Raw genomic sequence first — 22,268 nt, 5'->3', positions numbered from 1 at the left:
TGGGATTTCTTTTGCTGATGGCTGAGGGCTGAAAGCTGATCGCTCCACGCCATCACAGCGCCAGGTTATGAGTTTCACCCGGGATGACAGCAATTCTTAAAGGGTCTTGCTGCCGAATTTGATGCTGGAGATGATCTTCAGGGCCAGTTTCTGGGCATCCGCAGGCAGTTTTGCGTAACCCATGGGCTCGTTGTACTTCTGGGCATCTTGCACCACCCAGTTCAGCATGTTCTTCAGGGTTTTTGCAGTCTCTATGGTGCGTTTGTTGTAGGACTGGTCCTGAAAGACCAGCAGATACGTGTAGGCACTGATGGGATAGCCCTTTGGAGAAGGACTGTTGGTGATGCTGATTCTCGCATCAGGAGGCAATTTGATGTCTTTTGCCGCAGAGGCCACACTGCCAGCACTGGCATCAATGAATTTTCCAGCCCTGTTCTCAATCAGGGCGTAAGACAGATGGTTCTGTTCCGCATACAGCAACTCCACGTAGCCAATGGACCCCGGAGTTTGTTTCACCACCGCAGTGACTCCATCATTTCCCTTTGCACCGATGGTGTAGTTGCCCCAGTTGGGCTCCTGAGAACGGCCCACCTTCTTCTGGAACCCTGGACTGATTTTGGAGAGAAAGTCCGTGAAGATGTAGGTGGTCCCACTGCTGTCTGCCCGTCTGGCCACCGAGATGGGCAGGGGAGGCAACTTCACTCCAGGGTTCAATTTGGCGATGGCTGCATCATTCCACAGGCGGATGTCCCCCATGAAGATGCTGGAGAGGGTTTTCCCATCGAATTGGAGTCGGGCTTTCACCCCGGGCAGGTTGTAGGTGACCACCACTGCCCCGAGGGCAGTGGGAATGTGCAGCAGTTTGTTGCCCGGAAGGGCCTTCCTGAGATCACGGTCACTCATTGGCTGATCGCTGGCCCCAAAGTCCACAGTCTGCTGCAGGATCTGCCTTTGACCACCTCCAGACCCAATGCTCTGGTAATTCACCTCGATGTTTCTGAGTTTTTTGTACTCAGCAAAGTATTTGCTGTAGAGAGGATAGGGGAAGGAGGCACCCGCACCCTGCAGCGAAACGGCATGTGCAGCTGACAGGAGCATGATGCTGATGGTGTAAAGCGTTTTCATCAGGTGCATTCTACTGCCTGAGCTGGTTCTGCAGTACACTCATTTCTAGCGAATACAGCAATTCTACCGAAGCAGGATGAATCAAATGGTTGACATGGAATTTGAAATCCCTCGCAAAAAACGTAGGCCCATCTTGTGGGTGATCCTATTTCTGCTTGTGGTGTTCTCTGGATTGATTTATGTGATGGTGGTCAATGAAATCGCCACACAATCCACCCGTCTGGAAAACCAGACCTTGCTGCTGGCAGGGCTTGAAGTGGCCTATTGCAAGGAAGGTTCGGTGTCTGTTCCGGCACAGCGTTGCACGTCTGGGACAGAACGCATGACCTCTGGAGGGCATACAGATACCCTGCTCTTGATCACCACCTTGCCGGGAAATGCAGTGCAGGTGGTGAGTGTTCCCAGGGACATCCGGGTCCTGCATACCAACCGCAGAATCAACACTTCTTACGGGATGGGAGGCATGCCCTTGCTGAAACAGGACCTGCAAGATCTCACAGGCATTGCCATTCACCATCATGCTGTGATCGACACTGAATTGGCTGCCCAGATTGTGGATCGGCTGGGAGGGCTGGATGTTCAGGTTCCAGTCCCTGGAATGAAATGGATCGACCATGCTGCTGGTGTGAATTTTCAACTGGCAGCTGGTTCCCACCACCTTGCAGGGCAGGAGGCCGTGTTGTATCTGAGGGTGCGCAAAGGTGCCGGGGACGATTATGGACGCACCCAGCGGCAACGCGAGGCCCTGAGACAATTGATGGGGCGCGTCAAGCAACCTCAACATGCTCTGGCCCTGGTGGGGTCTCTGGGAGAGCTCTTAAAAAGAACGCAGACAGATCTTGATGTGAGATCACTGCTGGGATACTTTCCTTACGCTTCCAGCAAGCGCATCAAGTCGGTTCAGTTTTCCGTGCGTGAAGTTGCAGGGACCACTTTGCTGGAAGCAGACCGTTCCCGGTTTGCCATGGAACTTTTCCCTGCGATGTTCAAGCAGCCTTTCAGCGCTGAGGTGGTCAACAGCAGTGAACTTCCAGGCCTGGCCCGTCAACTTGCTGCTTTTTTGACGGCCAGAGGGGTGCAGGTAACAGGGATCTCCACAGGAGCAAACCACGAGCCACACACCCTGCTGGAGTTGTCTGAATTCAATTCGTTGGCTCTTGATCATTATTTTCTGGGTTCAGCAACCGAGGATTTGCAGATCACAGAGCATGCCAGAATCATCCTGGGAGAAGATTTTCCTGTCCAGTACCCTTTGCTGTACAAAGTTTTGCTCAATTTGTAGAGGCTTTGAAACGTTTAGGGGTGCTGCATCTGCAGAAACGCTGCACCTGAGCCTCACCTGCTGTCTAGCTCAACATCCCCATAAGAACCCGTTCAGGGACAGCTCACAGGCAAATGTCCCGGACGTGCTAGAGTAAACAGGAATTATGACGACCTGGCAAGTGATCATCACCATCATTGGCGTGCTGCTTGGCGGCTACCTTGGAACCCTCGGCCTGGTGCGGGCCCTGCAGGCGGGAGATCGGGCAGAAACCGACACCGACCACACCCACAGCCACGGCCACCACTGATTTCGAGCTGAAATCTGCACCAGAGAACCTGAAGGAAGACCTTCAGGTTCTTCTTTTCAGAAGAGCCCACCCAGAATGCCACCCTGCTGTTTGACCCGCATGTGGCGGCTTTCAAAATCGGGCAGAAAGCGCTCCACACACGCCCAGTACTCTGCACTGTGGTTCAGGTGGTGCAGGTGACACAGCTCGTGCACAATCACGTAATCCAGCAGTTCGGGTTCCAGCAACAAAGTGCCCACAGACAGGGCCAGAACCCCTTTTGCGTTCATGCTGCCCCAGCGACGCTGTGCACGGGTCACCCGGAGCTTCACAGGTTTCACTTCGATTTTTTCGGCCCAGAATTGGACCCTTGAGGCAAGCAGTTCAGGTCCTTTGCGGATCAGGAAACTTTTCAGGGCGGCTTTGGGGTCCACAGAAGAGATCAGCAGGTCTGTGCCCTGCTGGACCACGCCTACTCTTTCCACAATGCGGAAAGTCACAGGCTGCCCGGCCACAAACCCGGAAAGTCCGTCTTGCAATTCCCAGTTGGCCCCGTGGGTTTCCTGAACTTTCTGCAGAATCCACTGCTGTTTTTCCTGCAGGATCTGCTCCACTAATTTGACGGTCACGGCTTTCGGAACGGACACCTCCAGTTTTCCGCTGGCCACCTTCAGGCCGATGGTTTTGCGCGCAGAACGTTTGAGAACATAGGGGATGCGCTGTCCCTGCAACATGATGGCCCGGGTCATGGGCCCATTCTATCGGCTTTTGGGCAGAAGAAAAGTGGCGCTGTCCAGAGATTCAGAAAGACCTGCTGGACAGCGTGTATGGCAAAACTGACATCAACCAGCGAGTTCCTTGATCTTGCGGCTCAGTTGGATCACCTGCTCGGGGGTGTAGATTTTGCGGCTGAAGGTCAGCAAATACAATTTCAGACTCTCCCAGGTGACCACTTTGACGTTTTCCACTTCCCATTCCCGGTTGGTGTTGGGGTTGAGGGCCTTTGCTTTCAATTCCTCAGGTTCCACCAGTTGTTTGAAGAGCATCACCGCATGCACCCGCTCTTTCAGCATGCGAGACAGGGTCTGGGCACTCTGCTGGGCCATCTGCAACTGGGGATTGAGGTTCTGCTCAGAAACAATGAGGGAACGGGGGTTGTGCAGAATCACACCACTGATGTCTTGTGGATACAGCACAAAGATGCCCGTTTCTGAAACCACCACCGTGCAACCTGGCACGTGTCCGATCTGCAGGTTCTCGCGCACCTGCCAGCTGTCGGGCAGGTTGAAGAGCACATCGTGCAGCTTTGAATTCTTGGGCAGAAAGTGTGCAGGCAACCCATTTTGCTGTGGTGCTTTACGGCTGAAAAACATATCCCCCCTGTGGATGGTGCTGATGTCTGCAACATGAGGTTTGGATGATGGGACGCAAGATGTGGCCACCCATTGTATAGGTGACTGACCTCAGGATTGTACAAATGTATCCTAAATGTTCAACTCTTACAAAGTCCTGTCAAGGGGACTTTGATGCAGATCAGGCAAATCAACAATTGTTGAACTCAGATCAGTAAAAAAATGCACAGACATGCATCTTGATGCGGGTCGGAGGCCAGCTTTTTGCTGCACCAGAAGTCTAAATTCAGGGGCTTCTCAGTTTCAAAGAGGCGTGTTATCCTGTGTTGACCTTTAATGCAGTCCTGTGAGGCTGCCATCGTCCAGAGAGGCGAAAAGGAGGACAATGTGAACACATCCCCTACACCACGCCGGGCAGTCAGCCCAGGCGCGTTTTTTTGTGCCAACGGAGGGCGAAATGCACTATAAAGCTCAGATTCTGGATGCTCACGAAATGAAACGCGCCATGACGCGCATCGCCCACGAGATCCTCGAGCGCAACAAGGGTGCAACGGACCTTGCCCTGGTGGGCATCCACACCCGTGGCATTCCGCTGGCCGAACAACTGGCCCAGAAAATCGCTGAACTGGAAGGCATCCAGGTGCCCACCGGCAAACTGGACATCACCCTCTACCGCGATGACCTCTCGGAGATCAGTCGCCAGCCGATCATCCGCAGGACCGAAATCAACTTTGACATCGGCACCAAGAAAATCGTGCTGCTGGACGATGTGCTCTTCACGGGCCGCACCATCCGTGCTGCCCTGGACGCACTGACCGACCTGGGCCGCCCCAAGAGCATCCAGCTTGCCGTGATGGTGGACCGAGGACACCGCGAACTGCCCATCCGCGCAGATTACGTGGGAAAAAACCTGCCGACCAGCAAAACCGAGGTCGTGAAAGTCAAACTTGCCGAAACCGATGGTGAGGATGTGGTGGAATTATGGGAACTGGAGTAAAACACCTGCTGGATTTCCAGGGCTGGACGGTTGAAGGCATTCAGGGCATCCTGGAGACCGCCGACGTCATGAAAGAAGTGCTGGAACGCCCGGTCAAAAAAGTCCCAGCACTGCAGGGCATCACCGTGTGTACAGCGTTCTTCGAGAACTCCACCCGCACCCGCACCAGCTTTGAACTCGCAGCACGCCGCATGAGTGCAGATGTGCTCACCTTCGCTGCTGGAGCCAGCAGCCTTTCCAAAGGTGAATCCCTGCGCGACACTATCGAAACCCTGAACGCCTACAAGGTGGACGCTTTCATCGTGCGCCACCACGCCTCAGGTGCTGCCCATCAGGTGGCGAAGTTCAGCGGCAAATCCACCATCAACGCTGGAGATGGACGCCGCGCCCACCCCACCCAGGCACTTTTAGACGCCTACACCATGCTGAAGGAATTTGGCAAGCTCGAAGGCCTCAAAGTCACCATCGTCGGGGACATCCTGCACTCCCGCGTGGCCCGCAGCAATGCAGAACTGCTCGATCTGCTTGGTGCAGACGTGACCCTGTGCGGACCTGCCACCCTGCTTCCAAAAGAACTGCAAAAAGGCCGCGTGAAGCTCACCAACGACATGCAGGCAGCCGTGAAGGATGCCGATGTCGTGATGGCCCTGCGTCTGCAACAGGAACGCATGAACGGTGGTTTCCTGCCCAGCATGAGTGAATATGCACTGACCTACCAGGTGAATGAACGCTTGCTGGAACTCGCAAAAGACCACGCCATTGTGCTGCACCCTGGCCCCATGAACCGGGACCTGGAAATTTCTGGCAGCCTCGCGGACAGTGAACGCAGCCGGATCATTGCCCAGGTCGAATACGGTCAGGCCATCCGCATGAGCGTGCTCTACCACCTGCTGGTCGGGAAGAAATGACCTCACCGCGCTGACCTCACCGCGCTCGTTTCACATTGCTTTCCTCTCCTGACAGGAGAGGGGTTGGAGAACATGATGCTGGAAATCAAAAACATCAAACGTGTGGGCAGTGACACCCTGGAAAGCCTCTTCATTGAAGACGGCAAAATCAGGGGCTGGAATTTAAGTGAAAGTGCCAGTGAAACCATCGATGGCAAAGGGGCCACGGTTGCTCCTGCCCTGATTGAACTCCATGCACACCTGCGGGAGCCTGGACAGGAGCAGAAAGAGGACCTGGCTTCTGGCCTTGCTGCTGCTGCTGCTGGAGGGTATGGCACGGTGGTCAGCATGCCCAACACCAGTCCTGTGGTGGATGATCCCGGGATTGTGACTTCCCTGATTCAGAAAGCCGACAGGCTGGGTTTTGCCCGCCTGAAGCCTGCTGCTGCCCTCACCCGGGGCCAGAAAGGGGAGACCCTGGCAGATCTGGCTGCACTCAAAGATGCAGGTGCAGCCATGTTCACCGATGATGGGCGCACCAACGAGAACGCCAATGTGCTGCGCCGGGGCATGGAGTACGCCAGTGGTCTGGGTCTGCTGGTGAGTGTGCACGCTGAAGACGCCACCCTGCGTCAGGACGGGGTGATGAATGAAGGGGTGGTGTCTCAGGAACTGGGCCTGCCTGGAAATCCTGCGGCTGCAGAAGCTGCCCGTGTGGCCCGCGATGTGGAAATTGCCCTCCTGACCGGGGCCAGACTGCACATCCAGCACCTGTCCACTGCACGCGCACTGGAAATTGTCCGTCAGGGCAAAAAGGCAGGAGCCCCTGTCACCTGTGAAGTGTGCCCCCACCACCTGACCCTCACCGATGAGGCATTGCGTGGCTTTGATGCCATGTACAAAGTGGCACCACCCCTGCGTACCCAGCAGGATGCAGAAGCCCTTTTTGAAGGCCTGCTGGATGGTACTGTGGATTGCCTTGCCACCGACCATGCCCCCCACACCCAGGCCGAAAAAGAAAAAGACATGCTGGAAGCTCCGTTTGGCATCCCCAGCATCGAAGTGGCCTTTCCCCTGATGTACACCCGTTTTGTGAAGACCGGAAAAATCTCCCTGGAGAAACTGCTCGATCTGTTCACTGCAGGCTGCGCCCGGGTCATGAACTGGGAGGTCCCCAGCCTTGAAGAAGGGGCGGTGGCAGACGTGGTGCTGCTCGATCTGGAAAACAGCAAGGCGGTTGATCCAAAATCCTTCAAGAGCAAGGCCAGATTCAGCCCCTGGGCTGGTGACGAACTGTACGGATGGCCTGTTCTGACCCTGGTGAATGGTCGAGTGGCCTTTCAGGGCTGAATTTTGATGCAATGAAAAGAACCCCAATCTGGGGTTCTTTTTTTAAAGTTCAGATCCACCCTTTGGTGGGACCTGTTGGAATTCAGGCTGGGTGATGGTCCTGAGAACACCCTCCTGCAGAATCCGCCAGTGTGGAGAGAAATTGTATTGCAGCAGTCCAAAAACCACCGCCAGCACTGTGCTGAAGACGATGCGGCGCATTGTTGGGACATCAGAGACCTGCAGGGCCTGCTGAATCACCCACACCTGCCAGAGCACCGTTCCCAGCATCAGGATCTGGGAGGTGATCACCAGAGGATGGCGAACGTACAGTTCTTCCGCGTGAATCACCAGTTTGCCGATCAGTGTTCCATTCTGGTGGTTGAGAATGCTTTGCATCTCGGCAGGTGTGATGGCCGGTAAGCCAGAGATCACCAGCATTTGTATCAACATGGAGACCAGCACCACCGGGATGGAGACAGCAAGCGCGTAGCCTGTGGTTTCGAAGGGGCGGGCATGGAAAGTGGCTCCCAGTGCCACCGCCACTGAAAGCATCAACCAGCAGAAGAAAATCCACATGGCCTGAAAAATCCCTGCGCCTGCAGCAACCCCTTCAGGTGCACGGAAGGCCTGATCCAGACCGAGCTGGTGCATCAGCAGTTTGCTGGTCACATACTGGCACACGCCCCACACCAGCATGGTCAGTCCGATGGTGGCCATGAGCTTTCCGAATTGCGGCCAGGATTCAAAAAGCTTCCGGTAGAATTGCTGGGGTCGATACAGAATCAAGAGTGGATCTATCATGAGTTTCACATTATAAACAAGCAGCTTGTTTGTACAGCGTGATGTCTGAGGGGACAGCAGGATTGAGACCTGTGGATGGACCTGTTATACTTCGAAAAGAAACGAAGGAAGTGAAAGATATGAAAGTACTGGTCACTGGAGGCGCAGGATACATCGGAAGCACCATCTGCTCGGCACTGCTCGATCAGGGACACACCCCAATTGTGCTGGACTCCCTGATTCGGGGCCGCCAGGAATTTGTGCAGGACCGGATCTTTTACCAGGGTGACATTGCAGATCAGGACCTGATCAAACGCATTTTCAAAGACCACCCGGACATTTACGCCACCATTCACTGTGCTGCACTGATTCTGGTGCCCGAATCCACCGCAAACCCGCTGGGGTACTACCGGGCCAATGTGCAGAAATCTCTTGACCTCTTTGATGCCCTGATGCAGGTGGGCTGTGACCGGGTGATCTTCAGTTCTACGGCCTCCCTCTATGATGTGGTGGAAGGCTTTTCTGTGGATGAAGCTTCTCCTCTCAAACCCAGCAGTCCTTATTCACGCACCAAACTCTGCATGGAACTGGCGCTGGAAGATTTCACCCGTGCGTATGATTTCCGTGCCATCACCCTGAGGTACTTCAACCCCATCGGTGCAGACCCCAAACTGCGCAGTGGACAGCAACTGGAGCGCGTTTCGCACGCCCTTGACAAGATCATCGAGGCACACACCCTGCGTCAGAACTTCTACATCACGGGCACCGAATGGCCCACCCGTGACGGTTCGGGAATCCGGGATTACATTCATGTCTGGGACCTGGCCAAAGCCCATATCAAAGCTGTCCTGGAGTTTGACCGGGTCTTCAGTGAGTACACCACTGAAAAGTACCGGGTGTACAACCTCGGGACCGGAAACGGCACCACGGTTTTCGAACTGGTGCAGGCTTTCGAAAATGTCATCGGGCATCCCATCAAAAAAGAGCTTGCCCCTCCTCGCCCTGGAGATGTGGCCGGAGCGTACGCCAACCCTGCACGGGCCAACACGGAACTCGGCTGGTACCCCGAAAGCAGTCTGGAAACCGCCATTGAACTGGGCCTCAAGTGGTTTGAAAAACGAAAAGCTTTTCTCGGGTTGACGTTCTGACCCTGTTTTTTCTGTGGCCCCCAAAAAGGGGGCTTTTTCTTTGGTCTGACTGTGAGGGCATTCCAGGCAGGTCACATTGACATACTGTGTGCCGCACTGTACCATGTGATAAACAGCATGAGGTGACACACAGTGAAGATGCAGGAGGTTCCCTCTCCCAAACTGGAACTTGAAATGCGCAGGGGCGTGCTGGTGCTGGCAGTGCTTTCCCAGCTGAAAAAGCCGCAGTACGGGTACTCCCTGCGTCAGGCCCTTGCGCACCATGACCTTCCCATCGAAGAAGGAACCCTCTATCCATTGCTGCGTCGGCTCGAGGGTCAGGGTTATCTGCAGTCCGAATGGCGCACGGATGATGGTCAACCCAGACGCTATTACCAGTTGAATGCCCAGGGTGAAACCCTGCTTGGGCAACTCACGGCATCCTGGCAGGCCTTAAACGCATCCCTGAGAGGGTTGCTGAAGGAGGAAAACGCATGAACCCACAGGAGATCATCGAAGCCTATGTTCGGGATGTGATCCGGCACCTGCCCCACAGAGACCGCAACGAAACAGGGTTTGAATTGCGTGGCCTGCTGACCGAAATGCTGCAAGAGCAGGCCCAGCAGCAGGGCACAGCTCCCACAGCTTCCATGACCCTGGACATGCTGAGGCGTTTCGGTCACCCCTCCGAAGTGGCCCAGAGGTACCTGCCTGCTGTCCCTGCCTTCCTGCCTGGAAACCAGCTTCGACCCTTTCTGCTGGTCTCCCTGACTGGAATGGCCTTGCAATGGGCCCTGACCCTGCCTGCAGTGTTTGCAGGTCAGTCCATCGCAGCCTGGTGGTTTGGACCTGGACTTGGCGCTTTCTGGATTCCAGGTTTTGTGGTGATGTTTTCTCTGCTGGAGCGTTCTCTGAAACTCCGGGGCCTGTTTCACTCCCAGTGGTCTCCTCGTGGCCTTCAGACGGATCGGGTGTCCAGACCTGTGTGGACGGTGGGCCTGGTGGGGTTCGCTCTGGCTGTGCTGATGATGGTCTTCTTGCCGACCCTGATCCAATCCCTGCCAGGGGTCCTGCCTGCAGTGCTGGCTTTCCACCCGGATTTTCTGCCTGTGCAGGGGATGCTGGCTGTCTTCCTGTGGACCGCTTCTTTTGCCATCCACACTGCGGTGTGGCGTGAGGGACGCTGGACGATCCTGACCCGCAGGATGGATGCAGCAACAGGCGTAGGCTTTTTGTTGCTCCTCGCATCCTGGGTGATCAAAGGAAACATCTTCCTCCAGCCTGCCACCGATGAAGGTGCCCGGTTCTGGCTGGTGCTGGTGATGGTGCTGATCCTCTGGGACCTGCTTCAGCAAAGCATCCGCCCTCGTGTGTTGCACCCACCAAAAGCAGTCAAATGATTTCAGTGGACCCACCGGTGGACCCCAGGGCAGCTCTGGGGTCCACCGGCGTTTGCATCTTGCAACTCCCACCCGCCACCAGAAAGACATTCTGTGAGTGGACCAGCTCTGGACTTTGGCAGGTGGGTGACGCGAAACCCTCTGTAGCTTTCCTTATGCTATTTTGCCGATGTGTTCCACACTCCAGCAGAAAAGAATGGTCCTTATGCCACAACACATACCCGAGCTTCACACCTCACGTCTTCACCTCAGGGCTTTTCGGACAGAGGACCTTGAAATGTTCCACCAGATCCATTCCGATCCGGAAGTGGTGCGTTTCCTGTTCTGGGAACCCAGAACTCTGGAAGAAAACCGGGCTGCGCTGGAACGAAAAATGGGGGACACCCTATGGGAAGAAGGAAAAGCCTTCTCCTGGGCGGTGGTGGAACAGCAGAGTGGGACCCTGCTTGGTGAAGCTGTCCTGATCTGTCGCAGCTTCCAGCACCAGCAGGCAGAAGTGGGTTATGTCTTTGGCACAGGGTCACAGGGTAAGGGGTTTGCCCATGAAGCCATTCATGCCGTGCTGGATTATGCCTTCACCCACCTGCCCCTTCACCGCATCTATGCCCGCACCGATGCCCGAAACCACGGTTCCCGCAAGCTGATGGAACGTCTGGGGATGCGACAGGAGGCCCATTTCATTCAGAGTGAGATCTTCAAGGGCGAATGGGGAGATGAGGTGCATTGTGCCATCCTCAGGCAGGAATGGCATGAAAAACAGGCCCCTGGCAAGTGACCAGAAGCCTGTGGACAATTTCACTCAGGCTTTTCTGGCCTGCCGGTTGGCCACCACAATGCAGATGATGATGATGACAAAAGCCGTGAGGCTCAGCACCGGAATGGTGATCCAGCCGAAATAATTCACCCAGGGTGTGGTGCAGGGATTGTCTGGAGCACACACCTTGATGGGGCTGAACCCCGGAATCTTCTCTTCCATCACGTGGTAAGTGGCGATCAACATGCCCATGATGCTGAGGGGCAGGGCCAGCACCTGCACTTTGGGATTTTTCTGCAGGAGTCCGAGAGGCAGCAATACGGCCAGCGGGTACATCAGGATGCGCTGGTACCAGCACAGCGTGCAGGGCACAAAGTACCGGATTTCGCTGTAGTACAGGCTTCCCAACGTGGCGACCACTGCAGTCAGGCTTGCCAGGCCAAGGAGAGGCCTGGTGGTCTGCTGTTCAGGCCGCTCGGTGGATGGAACCTGGAAGACCGCAAGCAACACAAAAATGCTCAGATACAGGCCTGCTGCTGGCACCCCGAAGACGGCAGGAGAAAGTCCATTGATCAGATTGATCACCGCGAGCACTGCCCCAATCAGGGTGAAGGGCAGGCTGTACCTGAGCACCCAGCCCCAGTTCTGGAAGGCCGCAATGCCAAGGACCACCACCTGGAAGCCCAGGCACACCAGTTGCAGCCACAGCCATTTTGCCTGCAGGGGTTTAAAGAGATAACTGCTGACTTCCGGGGTGAATGCTGCCAGCAACACCCCCACAATGGCCAGCAACCACGAAAAATACAGTCTGTTTGCAATGTTCATGGGACCTCCTTGAAAAAGAGGAACCATCCCGGATGGACAGTTCCTCTGGAGTTTCAGGCTTGTCTTTCCGCTTTACTGGGCTTTGGCCAGAGCGTCATCGATGGCTTTCATCATGGTGGCTTCGTCCAGAGGGTTGCTGACTTTCACTCCATTGACAAAGACAGAGGGGGTGCCATTCACACCTGCAGAACTGCCCACAGACTGGTCGTTCATGACTTCTTTTTCGTAGCGGTTCTCGTCGATGCACTTGCCGAGATCGTCCCGGTTGATTCCAGGCACGTAACCTGCCACTTCCAGAATACGCTCCTTGGTGGCCCAGACGGTGTTTTCATCTCCCTGTGCCCGGTACATCAGGTGGGCGAAGGGGAAGAACAGGTCTTTGTTCTGGTTGTAGACGCACTCACCGGCCACAGCTGCGGTTTTGCTGTCTCCATTGGGGGCAATCACCATGAAATTGCGGAAGCCCACCTGGACTTTGCCTGTGTTGACGTACTTCTCTTCAATCACAGGGAAGATGTTGCTGTCGAACATCTTGCAGACCGGGCACTTGAAGTCCTCGAAAACAATCACGGAGACCCTGGCATCTGCACTTCCAAGGGTGGGTTGACCCACCAGATCCAATTGTTTGGGGGCACTGCTGCGGATGCTTTGAACGACGGCCAGCACGATCACAGCGAGAATCACAATCCCGATGGTGGTGATGATGCGCATCTGGGCCTGACGTTGCTCCCGCTCCAGGCGCTCGAAATTCTGTGACTTTTTAGACATGATAACCTCTGAAACAATATAGCAAGTTCAGGCGGCTTCTGTCTTGAGGCTGTTTGTCCTGTTCGTGCTGAAAAAAACCCACACATGGATCACGCTGGCGATCAAAAAAGACACCAGCACAGGCAGGGTCAGGGTGTTGCTGGTCAGGAGCCTCATGCTGGGGTCCAGCAGGGGCACAGCAATTTTGAGGGCTGCAAACAACCCCAGCACGCCCAGCATCCCAATGATCACACCATACACATGCAGGGTGTGTTTCAGCACAAGGAAAGCCCACAGCACAAAAAACAGCAGTGGGTAGGCCACCCACCAGGATTCCGTGGGGTGATAGAACCCCAGCAATCCCAGCAGGATGCCGATGTACCCGAACCAGCGGCCTGCAAAATCATCGGTGACATTGAGGATCACCACCCAGAACGCCAGTTTGAGTTCCCATTGCAGGGGAGCGAAGGCCACCAGACCCATCGCTCCCCAGCCCAGCAGTCCAAACAGCCATGCACGGACTGCTGGACTCATGCTTTCACCTTGCTGCCTTTGCTGCTTTTGGTGGTTTTCTCCTCAGCGGGCTTCAGGCGTTTCTGAATGTCAGGGATGCGTTTGAGGTAAGCTCCGGTGTGGCTTGTGGGGTGCTGGGCCACCTGTTCAGGGGTCCCAATGGCCACCACTTCACCCCCACGGATGCCTCCTTCGGGACCCAGATCGATGATCCAGTCGGCGGTTTTCATCACGTCCAGGTTGTGTTCGATGATCACCAGGGTGTTTCCGGCTTCCACCAGACGTTCCAGCACCAGCATCAGTTTGCGGGTGTCCTCGAAGTGCAGACCGGTGGTGGGTTCGTCCAGAATGTAGATGGTGCGCCCGGTGGCCCGCTTGGAGAGCTCGGTGGCCAGTTTGATGCGCTGCGCTTCACCCCCGGAGAGGGTGGTGGAGGGCTGACCGATCTTCATGTACCCCAGACCCACATCCATCAGCACCTGCATTTTCTTCTGGATGTTGGGGATGTTCTGGAAGAAATCGCAAGCGGCCTCCACGGTCATGTCCAGCACATCTGAGATGCTCTTGCCCTGGTATTTCACTTCCAGCGTTTCCCGGTTGTAGCGGGCCCCTTTGCAGACCTCACAGGGCACGTAGATGTCCGGGAGGAAGTTCATCTCGATCTTGACGACCCCATCCCCTTTGCAGGCCTCACATCGTCCGCCTTTCACGTTGAAGCTGAAACGGCCTGCTTCATAACCGCGCCGTCTGGCCTCGGTGGTGCGGGTGAACAGGTCCCGGATGTCTGTGAAGACCCCGGTGTAGGTGGCCGGGTTGGACCTGGGGGTGCGCCCGATGGGGCTCTGGTCAATTTCGATCACCTTGTCGAGGTGCTCAATGCCGTCCAGACCATCAAACTTACCTGGGTGGGTCTTGGCCCGGTTCAGGTCCCTGGCCAGGGTGGCATGCAGGATGTCGTGAATCAGGGTGCTCTTGCCAGAACCGGAAGGACCGGTGATCACGGTCATGGTGCCCAGCGGAATCTCGATGGTGACATTCCTGAGGTTGTGTTCCCGGGCATTTCTGATGCGCAGCTTCTTGCCGTTGCCCAGACGACGCTGCTCTGGGACCTCAATTTTCAGGTCTCCACGCAGGTATTTTCCGGTCAGGCTGTCCTCGTCTTTCATGATGTCGGCAGGCGTACCCTCTGACACCACCATGCCGCCGTGCACACCTGCACCAGGTCCCATGTCCACAATGTGGTCGGACTCCATCATGGTCTCTTCGTCGTGCTCGACCACCAGGAGGGTGTTTCCGAGATCCCGCAGGTTCTTGAGGGTGCGGATCAGGCGCTGGTTGTCTTTGGGGTGCAGACCAATGGAAGGTTCGTCCAGCACGTAGAGCACCCCGGTCAATCCAGAACCCACCTGGGTGGCCAGACGGATGCGCTGGGCTTCACCGCCGGAAAGGGTGTTGGCACTGCGGTCCAGGGACAGGTAATCCAGGCCCACATCCACCAGGAAGGACAGTCGGGTCAGCACCGCTTTGATGATGGGAGGTGCGACCTGGGCTTCAAACCCGCCAAGGTTGTAATGCGGATTCAGGGCAGGTGCCACCTGTGCGGTTCCCCCGAGACCTGTGTGGGTGTAGGGTTCCACATCCTCTTCAAGCAGGGTGCCCTCACCCATCTTGCGGAAGAAGGACTGGGCTTCCAGCACGCTCAGGTTGCTGGCCTGGGCAATGTTGAGGCCACCCACACGTACAGCCAGAATTTCAGGTTTGTAACGGGTTCCTCCACAGGTTGGGCAGATGTTGAACTCCATCAGTTCTTCCATCTTCTGGCGGATGTACTCGGAGTCGGACTCCTTGTAGCGGCGTTCCAGGTTGGGAACCACCCCTTCAAAGTCGGTGCTGAACTTCATGGTTTCCTTGCCTGCACGCCTCAGGGTCACCTCGAAGGTGTCCTCCACTCCGTAGAGCACAGCCTTTTTGACCTCTTCGGAGAGCTGCCTCCAGGGGGTTTTCAGGTCGAACTTCAGGTGCTCTGCGAGCATTCGCAGTTTTTCCCAGTAGTACACCCCTCCGCCCGTGCCTTTTTTGCTCCAGGGGGCAATCGCTCCCTCGGCGATGGAGAGGTCTTCATCCGGGACAATCAGGGAAGGGGAGAACTCCAGCTTGGTGCCCAGACCGGAACAGTCCCCGCAGGCCCCATAAGGGCTGTTGAAAGAGAAGGAACGGGGTTCCATTTCTTCCAGCACGCTGCCGTGCTCCACGCAGGCGAACTTCTCGCTGAAAAGCTCCTCCTCGTTGGTGTCCGGGAAAAGGACCCGCAGCAGACCTTCACCACGCCTCAGGCCCAGTTCCACACTCTCGGCGATGCGGCCCCGGTCGTCCTCACGCAGCACCAGACGGTCAATCACCACATCGATGTCGTGCTTCTCGAACTTCTCCAGCTTGAGTTTCTCGGCCTCGTCCAGGTCATAGATGGTGCCGTCCACACGGGCACGGGCGAAGCCCTCGCGCTTGAGGTCGCCCAGCATCTTGCGGTATTCCCCTTTGCGCCCACGCACAATCGGTGCCAGCAGCATGGCACGGCGTTCATGGTGCACCTGAACGAGCTTCTCGGTGACCTCACTGGCACTCTGGCGCTCGATTTTGCGACCACAGATCGGGCAGTAAGGGGTGCCCACCCGGGCGTACATCAGACGCAGGTAATCGTGAATTTCGGTCACCGTGCCCACAGTGGAACGGGGGTTGTGGGAGGTGGTTTTCTGGTCGATGGAGATGGCAGGGGAGAGGCCCTCGATGGATTCCACTTCGGGTTTTTCCATCAGGCCCAGGAACTGTCTGGCGTAAGCAGAAAGGCTTTCCACATAACGCCTCTGTCCCTCTGCGTAGATGGTGTCAAAAGCCAGAGTGCTCTTGCCGCTGCCGGACACCCCGGTGATCACGATGAATTTGTTGCGTGGGAGCTCCACGGTGATGTTTTTCAGGTTGTGTTCTCTGGCGCCCTTAACAATGATGTTGTGCACTGCTGCCACTCCTTTTGCTGCCCCCGTATACGCTGAAAGCAGAACGACCAAATGCCATTTCGCCATTCTAACATCTCTTTGTGGGATTTCGCTTAAGTGCAGTGGCGTAGGGGTTGAGTGATCAGTCATCCGTGGTCAGCCGTCAGCTTTCTGTGCCAGTCAGGTGCAGATGGTTCGGGGCGCTTCCAGGAGATCAAAAATGGACACTGGACCGCCATCAGAGACAGGGTTGAACTTTTTTGGCCTGACCATCCGGACCAGGCGAAAAGCCAGGACCTTTGAAACTTTCAAAGGTCCTGGCTTTTGTCTTGCTGATCGCTGATGGCTGACCGCTGAAAGCTTACTCCACCACTTCCAGAAATGCCTTCACCACCCAGGGATCAAACTGGGTTCCTGCGGCCTTCTGGATTTCCCGCAGGGCTTCTTCGCGGGTCCAGGCCCTCTTGTAAGGACGCACATGGGTCAGGGCATCAAACACATCTGCAATGGCCACAATGCGGGCCTCAATGGGGATGTGCTCTCCAAACAGGCCATTGGGGTACCCCTTGCCATCCCAGCGCTCGTGGTGGCTGAGGGCAATCTGGCAGGCCAGTCGGATCATGATCGATGAGCTCTTGGAGAGGATCTGCGCCCCGATCAGGGTGTGCTGTTTCATCTGCTCGTACTCTTCAGGGGTCAGTTTGCCGGGTTTGAGCAGAATCTCATCGGGAATGGCGATTTTGCCGATGTCGTGCAGTTTGGAGGCCACCCGCACCCGTTCAGCGAGCACTTCGGACATGCCGAGTTTCAGGGCCACTTTCTTGCTGATCTCTCCCACCCGCTCGGTGTGCTGCGCGGTCTCCCCGTCGCGGTGTTCCCCTGCGGTGGTGAGGGCTTCGAGCATCTCAAGCTGGCTGCGTTCCAGGGCTTCGGTGCGCTGCTGCACCAGATCCTTGAGCATCTGGTTGCGCCCTTTGAGCCATTCCCGTTCCTTTTCGGCCTGGGCTTTCTCACGCAGGGCCAGTTCAGTGCGGTATTTGACTTCCAGTTCCTGAAAACGGTCATCGGTCTGCTTGTTGTTCAGTTCCCGTTCCAGCTGAATGCTTTCTTCATAACGCTGCAGGGCAGATTCATACTGGTGAAGGTTCTTGTGCAGGGCAATCAGTTCGATGTACGCCCGCTGGGTTTCGTAGTGGGTCTGGTACTTCGGGTTGATGGCGGCTTCCAGCAGGGGCACAGCTTCTCTGAGCTGTCCCAGGGCAATCTTCACCTTCCCGAGGCCGAGGTAGCAGCTCTGCTGGGTCACAGGATCTTCAATTTCGGTGCTGATGTTCAGTGATTCCAGCAGGGCCTGTTCCGCCTGCAGGGTCTGGTGCAGATCAAGGAGCAAGAAACCCCTTTGCAGCAGGGCAGCGGCCATGCGCTTGGCACTCCCGGTGTGCCGGGCAATCTCGATGGCCCGGTTGGCAGGTTCAAGTGCCTCCTGGGTTTTGCCCTGCATGTTCAGGGTCACCGAGAGGTTGTAATTGAGCATGCTCACCGAATCCTGCGAGATCTCCTGGCTCTGGGAGGCCACCTGCAGGGCTTTGCGGAAGTGCTCTGCTCCCTGCTCCAGTTCTCCGATGTCCACGTAGTTTGCCCCGATGCCATTCAGCACCCGGAATTCCAATGGGCGGTCCTCTCTGCTTCTGGCCAGTTCCAGGCTTTGCATCAGGTAGGACATCCCTTCAGAGTGCAGGCTCAGAAAGGTGGCGGAGGCCCCCATGCTCATCAGCAGGCGGGGATACTCGGGATGGTCGGGGGCCATCATGGGCAGAGCGCGACGGGCCGCATCCATGCTGTGCTGGAATTGCCCGATGCCCCGGTAGCTGTCGGAGAGGTGGGTGAGGGCTTCAGGAATGAAAAGGCCAGTGAGTTCAGCCATTTGCAGGGCTTCCTGGGCTTTCGCCAGAGACTGGGCGGGATGTTTTTCAAGCAGCGATCGGGACTCTCTCAGCAGGGTCTCGATCTGATCGTTGGGGCTGAATGCTGAACCGGACAGACGCGAAGCAGAAGCAGAATTGTGATCCATACCTGGAGACCTTTGCAGAGACATCAGCTGTAAAGCAGCTTACGAAACATCATACCCCGAGCCTGGCTTTCTGTGATCATCATCACAGAAAATCCGGGGTACGTCTGGGTGATATAAGCCAATTGTTCTAAGGGCTTGTCTGATTCCTACACAGATGCTGATACGTGATGCCCTCTCCAGAGGTTCCAGGATTTTGGAAGGTCACAGGTGCTGCTTCAAAAAGATTTTCACCTCTGCACGAAATGCCTGATCGGTCTTGCCCGTGAAGATGTGTCCTGCAGAGGCATAACTGGTGCAGCGGATGTTGAGGCCCTGACCTTTGGCTTTTTCACAGAGTTCTTTGGTCCAGCTGAACGGCACTTCTGTGTCGGCTGTGCCGTGGTGCACCCGGATGGCTGTGGAAACCTGTCCCAGATAATTCAGAGCAGAGTGCTGCGCAATGGTTTTTGCGCTGTACCGGGACAGTTCCTTCCCTCTGGTGCCTCCAGACCACATCTGGATGCGTTTCAGGTTTTTGGCTTCATCCCCGCTCATCGGGGCATAAAGCACGGCGGCTTTGATCAGGGGATCGGCCACCAGGGTCTTGAGGGCCACGCCTCCTCCCATGCTGTGGCCCCACAGGCCCACGTTTCCATTGAACCCCTTGAGGATGCCTTTGCCTTTCTGTTTGCGGATCTGCCCGATCAGGTTCAGGGTGTCCCGGACGTAATCTGATCGGAAAGGATCGGCATCTGCCTTGCCCTGTGAACCTCCCTGACCCCGAAAATTGGGATGAAAGACAATGAAACCCGAACGGGCCAGATCATCGGCGTAACGGGTGGTGTAATCCAGTGTGCGGTATCTGGAAGGCGTGACATAACCATGCAGCATCACCACCACAGGGTGGGCTGTCCCTTTGCTGGGCACATTGACAAACCCCTGGATTTTCAGGCCATCGGAAGGATACTCCAGCTGGTAGCGGGTGAAACTGCTGTTTTTCGACATGATCCTGACCAGTTTGAAGCCTCCAGACCCAAAATGGGTGTTCCACAACTGGGGGATGGTGCTGACCGCCAGGCTGCCTGAAGACAGCAGGGTGATGAACATAGCCCAGAAAGGACCAGAAAAGACAATGCGGGAAAACGACAACACAGACCTCCTGACCTTTCAGGATAGGAAACCTGTGTGAGTCGCTCTCTCTGGTTCTTTGAGAAAATGCTGTTTGAGGTGAAAAGAACCTAAGACTGTGGTTCTGATGTGCAGGAAGCTGCACTGGATGTTTGAACAAAAGCTTCAGCTTTCCAGGCTTTCTGCTGACGGCTGAGGGCTGACCACTGACCGCTTCAAATCACTTCGCGGATGGCCACCTGGGCGCTTCTGGAACGCAACTCCAGTTTCAGACGCTGGCTCTGGGGTTTTTCCAGCCCGGGGTCTGCAGCCAGAATGCGTTTGGCCAGATTGCGGGCCTGTTCGATGATGTCCGCATCACTGGTGAGGTCCCCGAGTTGCAGGTCTGGAATGCCACTCTGGCGGGTGCCGCGCAGTTCACCCGGGCCACGGATCTTCAGGTCGGCTTCTGCGATCTTGAAGCCATCGGTGGTGTCCTCGATGACCTTGAGCCTCTTGCGGGTTTTCTGGCTGGCATCCCCGGCCACCAGAATGCAGAAACTCTTGTTGCTGCCCCGTCCGACCCGTCCCCGAAGCTGGTGCAGTTGTGCCAGTCCAAAACGCTCGGCGTTTTCGATGACCATGACGGTGGAGTTGGGCACATCCACACCCACCTCAATCACGGTGGTGGAGACCAGCAGATCAAATTCGTGCCGCCGGAAGCGGTCCATGATCTCTTCTTTTTCCTGGGCGCTCATCTTGCCGTGCAGAAGGTCAATGCGGGCCTCGGGAAGGATCTCCTTGAGGTTGTCTGCCAGTTGTGTGGCGGCCAGAAGCTCGGTCAGGGTTTCGGACTCCTCAATCAGGCTGGTGACGGCGTAGGCCTGTCTGCCTTCCCGGATCTGCTGCATCACAAAGCTGTAGGCCTGCAGACGGCTGGAATCGTGCAGCAGTTTGGTGGAGATGGGGGTGCGACCTGGAGGCAACTCATCAATGATCGAGAGTTCGAGGTCTCCATACAGGGTGAGGGCCAGCGACCTGGGAATGGGGGTGGCACTCATCACGATGACATCGGGCCGGTCTTTCAGGAGCGCCCTGCGCTGTTGCACCCCGAAGCGGTGCTCCTCGTCAATCACAGCGAGGCCCAGGTTGTTGAACTGCACGGCCTCCTGAATGAGAGCCTGGGTTCCCACCACCACGTCCACTTCTCCGGTGGCAATGCGCTGCAGGTTCTCCCGTTTCTCTTTTGCAGTCATGGCCCCGATGAGGAGGCAGCAGCGCACCCCGAGTGGGAAGAGGTATCTGGTCAGGTTGGCATAATGCTGCTTGGCAAGGATTTCCGTGGGGGCCATCAGGGCACCCTGATAAAGGTCGCGGGTGGCAAGGTAGAGGGCACAGGCAGCCACTGCTGTTTTTCCTGATCCCACATCCCCCTGCACCAGCCTTGCCATCTGCTTCTCGCTTTTCATGTCGGAGGCCAGTTCCTGCATCACACGCCGCTGGGCATTGGTGAACCTGAAAGGCAGAGAGCTCTCAAAGGTGTCGATGTCTTCTCGCTTTGCCGAAAAGCGTTTGCCGAGCAGGGAGTTCTCTCCGCCCTGAAGCAGAATGCGCAATTCCAGAAACAGGTACTCATCGAAGCGCAGGCGGTCCGTGGCTTTTGCCAGATGGACCTCATCCCTCGGAAAGTGAATGCCATTCAAAGCATCTGGCAGGTTGATCAGGCCATGCTCCTGCAGAATGCGGCCTGGAAGATAATCGGTCACTGGTGTGTGGGTCAGCACATCATGCACGGTTTTTCGCACAAAGTCCTGAGAGATGCCCTCTTTGATGTCATACACCCCGACAATGCGGCCGGTGGAGAGGCTGGATTCTGAATCCTCTTCCATGTATTCCACGTTGAGCTGGATCTGGCGACCAAACTTCTTGGCCCTCCCCGTAACGATGATGTGGGCACCCACTTTCAGGCTGCGTTCAATCCAGGGCTGTTGAAACCATGTGCATTTGACTTTGTGACCGTAGGCGTTCTGTACCACGGCTTCCAGAATCAGCATGCCAGGTTTGGGTGTACGGCGGTTTTTCCCGGTGATGACCCCAGCCACGGTGATCTTCTGGCCATCTTCGATGTCGTACAGGTTGGGGAGGGCCCGCCTGTCCTCATGTTTGCGGGGGTAGTTGTGCAGCACATCCCGCAGGTTTCTGAGGCCCAGTGCATGCAGTTTTTTCACAGCCTGGGTGCTCAGGGCAATTTTTTCCACCAGGGTGTCTTCCTGCCAGTTTTTTGGTGTGACGATTTCGGGTTCTTTGGAGACCTTCATGGTGGGTCTCGAAGGGGGTGTTTCAGACTTTTGAGGAGCAGTGAGAAGTTCGAGGGCCAGACGGAGTTTCTGTTCCCGTTCTTCCACACTGAGCGATTCATACTGACGCAGCACTTCCCGAACCTTCGGGAAGGGTTTGCCAAGGTTGTCCAGCAGTTTTTCAAGCCCTCCGGCCACCACACGGTTCTGGCAGCCCATGAGGAGTTCGCGTTCCAGCGGTTTTCTCAATTTTTCTTGCAATTCCTGAAGCGTAGCCACTGCACCCAGTTTACATTACGCCCACAGCAGAATCAAAGCGAATGCTGTGCAATCTGTTTGCAGGACGGTTTTGCTGAGATTTGAGGGGTCACAGGTCTTCGTTCCCTTAGTCCAGCCTGTGGAAGTGCTCAAAATCAGATGAAGATGAGATGAAAT

At 56.1% G+C, this 22,268-nt stretch carries 20 protein-coding genes; 9 read left to right on the top strand and 11 right to left on the bottom strand.

The window, feature by feature from the left end; genetic code table 11:
• Window positions 1–96 precede the first annotated feature (96 nt).
• Window positions 97–1,125 (bottom strand): phosphate ABC transporter substrate-binding protein PstS, encoded by a 1,029-nt coding sequence (gene pstS, locus DC3_RS17540; protein WP_146886589.1) that lies wholly within the window; start codon window positions 1,123–1,125, stop codon window positions 97–99.
• A gap of 94 nt (window positions 1,126–1,219) precedes the next feature.
• Between pstS and DC3_RS17535 the strand changes: the two genes are divergently transcribed.
• Both DC3_RS17535 and DC3_RS29235 read left to right on the top strand, forming a co-directional pair.
• Complete coding sequence (locus DC3_RS17535) at window positions 1,220–2,407, top strand: LCP family protein (RefSeq protein WP_186816102.1); 1,188 nt, start codon at window positions 1,220–1,222, stop codon at window positions 2,405–2,407.
• 145 nt (window positions 2,408–2,552) lie between these two features.
• Window positions 2,553–2,696, top strand: coding sequence for a hypothetical protein (locus tag DC3_RS29235; RefSeq protein ID WP_186816101.1), 144 nt, complete (start codon window positions 2,553–2,555; stop codon window positions 2,694–2,696).
• 56 nt (window positions 2,697–2,752) lie between these two features.
• Here the strand turns inward: DC3_RS29235 and DC3_RS17530 are convergent, their stop codons facing one another.
• Together DC3_RS17530 and DC3_RS17525 are read right to left on the bottom strand one after the other, a co-directional pair.
• Window positions 2,753–3,424, bottom strand: a complete 672-nt coding sequence (locus DC3_RS17530) for a M48 family metallopeptidase (protein ID WP_146886586.1) — start codon at window positions 3,422–3,424, stop codon at window positions 2,753–2,755.
• 93 nt (window positions 3,425–3,517) lie between these two features.
• Window positions 3,518–4,048, bottom strand: coding sequence for a hypothetical protein (locus tag DC3_RS17525; protein ID WP_146886584.1), 531 nt, complete (start codon window positions 4,046–4,048; stop codon window positions 3,518–3,520).
• 436 nt (window positions 4,049–4,484) lie between these two features.
• On the opposite strand from DC3_RS17525, the gene pyrR reads away from it, so the two are divergent.
• The 3 genes from pyrR to DC3_RS17510 all read left to right on the top strand — a co-directional run bounded on the left by pyrR (window position 4,485) and on the right by DC3_RS17510 (window position 7,261).
• Entirely contained in the window at window positions 4,485–5,024 is a 540-nt protein-coding gene (pyrR, locus tag DC3_RS17520) for a bifunctional pyr operon transcriptional regulator/uracil phosphoribosyltransferase PyrR (protein WP_146886582.1), read from the top strand.
• Window positions 5,009–5,932, top strand: coding sequence for an aspartate carbamoyltransferase catalytic subunit (locus DC3_RS17515; protein ID WP_146886580.1), 924 nt, complete (start codon window positions 5,009–5,011; stop codon window positions 5,930–5,932). Before pyrR ends, DC3_RS17515 begins: the two co-directional genes overlap by 16 nt.
• Before the next feature lie 72 nt (window positions 5,933–6,004).
• Window positions 6,005–7,261 carry a dihydroorotase gene (locus tag DC3_RS17510; protein ID WP_146886578.1) on the top strand — a complete coding sequence of 419 codons (1,257 nt, stop codon included), beginning with the start codon at window positions 6,005–6,007 and terminating at the stop codon, window positions 7,259–7,261.
• Window positions 7,262–7,303: 42 nt separating this feature from the next.
• Here the strand turns inward: DC3_RS17510 and DC3_RS17505 are convergent, their stop codons facing one another.
• On the bottom strand, window positions 7,304–8,044 hold the full coding sequence (locus tag DC3_RS17505) for a hypothetical protein (protein ID WP_146886577.1): 741 nt from the start codon (window positions 8,042–8,044) through the stop codon (window positions 7,304–7,306).
• 119 nt (window positions 8,045–8,163) lie between these two features.
• On the opposite strand from DC3_RS17505, the gene galE reads away from it, so the two are divergent.
• The 4 genes from galE (at window position 8,164) to DC3_RS17485 (ending at window position 11,325) form a co-directional block, all read left to right on the top strand.
• Window positions 8,164–9,171 carry a UDP-glucose 4-epimerase GalE gene (gene galE / locus DC3_RS17500; RefSeq protein ID WP_146886575.1) on the top strand — a complete coding sequence of 336 codons (1,008 nt, stop codon included), beginning with the start codon at window positions 8,164–8,166 and terminating at the stop codon, window positions 9,169–9,171.
• Window positions 9,172–9,309: 138 nt separating this feature from the next.
• On the top strand, window positions 9,310–9,648 hold the full coding sequence (locus DC3_RS17495; RefSeq protein WP_146886639.1) for a PadR family transcriptional regulator: 339 nt from the start codon (window positions 9,310–9,312) through the stop codon (window positions 9,646–9,648).
• Window positions 9,645–10,550, top strand: coding sequence for a hypothetical protein (locus DC3_RS17490; RefSeq protein ID WP_146886573.1), 906 nt, complete (start codon window positions 9,645–9,647; stop codon window positions 10,548–10,550). Before DC3_RS17495 ends, DC3_RS17490 begins: the two co-directional genes overlap by 4 nt.
• A 169-nt stretch (window positions 10,551–10,719) precedes the next feature.
• Window positions 10,720–11,325 (top strand): GNAT family N-acetyltransferase, encoded by a 606-nt coding sequence (locus DC3_RS17485; RefSeq protein WP_307724745.1) that lies wholly within the window; start codon window positions 10,720–10,722, stop codon window positions 11,323–11,325.
• 24 nt (window positions 11,326–11,349) lie between these two features.
• Here DC3_RS17485 and DC3_RS17480 read toward each other — a convergent pair whose 3' ends face one another.
• The 7 genes from DC3_RS17480 to recG form a co-directional block, all read right to left on the bottom strand.
• Window positions 11,350–12,129, bottom strand: coding sequence for a disulfide oxidoreductase (locus DC3_RS17480; RefSeq protein WP_146886569.1), 780 nt, complete (start codon window positions 12,127–12,129; stop codon window positions 11,350–11,352).
• 72 nt (window positions 12,130–12,201) lie between these two features.
• Complete coding sequence (locus DC3_RS17475; RefSeq protein ID WP_146886567.1) at window positions 12,202–12,897, bottom strand: thioredoxin domain-containing protein; 696 nt, start codon at window positions 12,895–12,897, stop codon at window positions 12,202–12,204.
• 27 nt (window positions 12,898–12,924) lie between these two features.
• The gene (locus tag DC3_RS17470) at window positions 12,925–13,410 is read right to left on the bottom strand and encodes a hypothetical protein (protein WP_146886565.1); all 486 of its coding nucleotides are present in this window, start codon (window positions 13,408–13,410) and stop codon (window positions 12,925–12,927) included.
• Window positions 13,407–16,400, bottom strand: coding sequence for an excinuclease ABC subunit UvrA (gene uvrA / locus DC3_RS17465; RefSeq protein ID WP_246130714.1), 2,994 nt, complete (start codon window positions 16,398–16,400; stop codon window positions 13,407–13,409). The genes DC3_RS17470 and uvrA overlap by 4 nt, the downstream gene beginning before the upstream one ends.
• Before the next feature lie 340 nt (window positions 16,401–16,740).
• Window positions 16,741–18,450 carry an HD domain-containing phosphohydrolase gene (locus DC3_RS17460; protein WP_186816100.1) on the bottom strand — a complete coding sequence of 570 codons (1,710 nt, stop codon included), beginning with the start codon at window positions 18,448–18,450 and terminating at the stop codon, window positions 16,741–16,743.
• A gap of 201 nt (window positions 18,451–18,651) precedes the next feature.
• Complete coding sequence (locus DC3_RS17455; protein ID WP_146886559.1) at window positions 18,652–19,581, bottom strand: alpha/beta hydrolase family protein; 930 nt, start codon at window positions 19,579–19,581, stop codon at window positions 18,652–18,654.
• A gap of 191 nt (window positions 19,582–19,772) precedes the next feature.
• Complete coding sequence (recG, locus tag DC3_RS17450) at window positions 19,773–22,112, bottom strand: ATP-dependent DNA helicase RecG (protein WP_146886557.1); 2,340 nt, start codon at window positions 22,110–22,112, stop codon at window positions 19,773–19,775.
• Window positions 22,113–22,268: the final 156 nt, after the last annotated feature.

This window comes from Deinococcus cellulosilyticus NBRC 106333 = KACC 11606 (assembly GCF_007990775.1).
Taxonomy (GTDB): domain Bacteria; phylum Deinococcota; class Deinococci; order Deinococcales; family Deinococcaceae; genus Deinococcus_C; species Deinococcus_C cellulosilyticus.
Note: the sequence above shows the minus strand (reverse complement) of the source record. Positions and strands in the feature narration are given on the sequence as shown.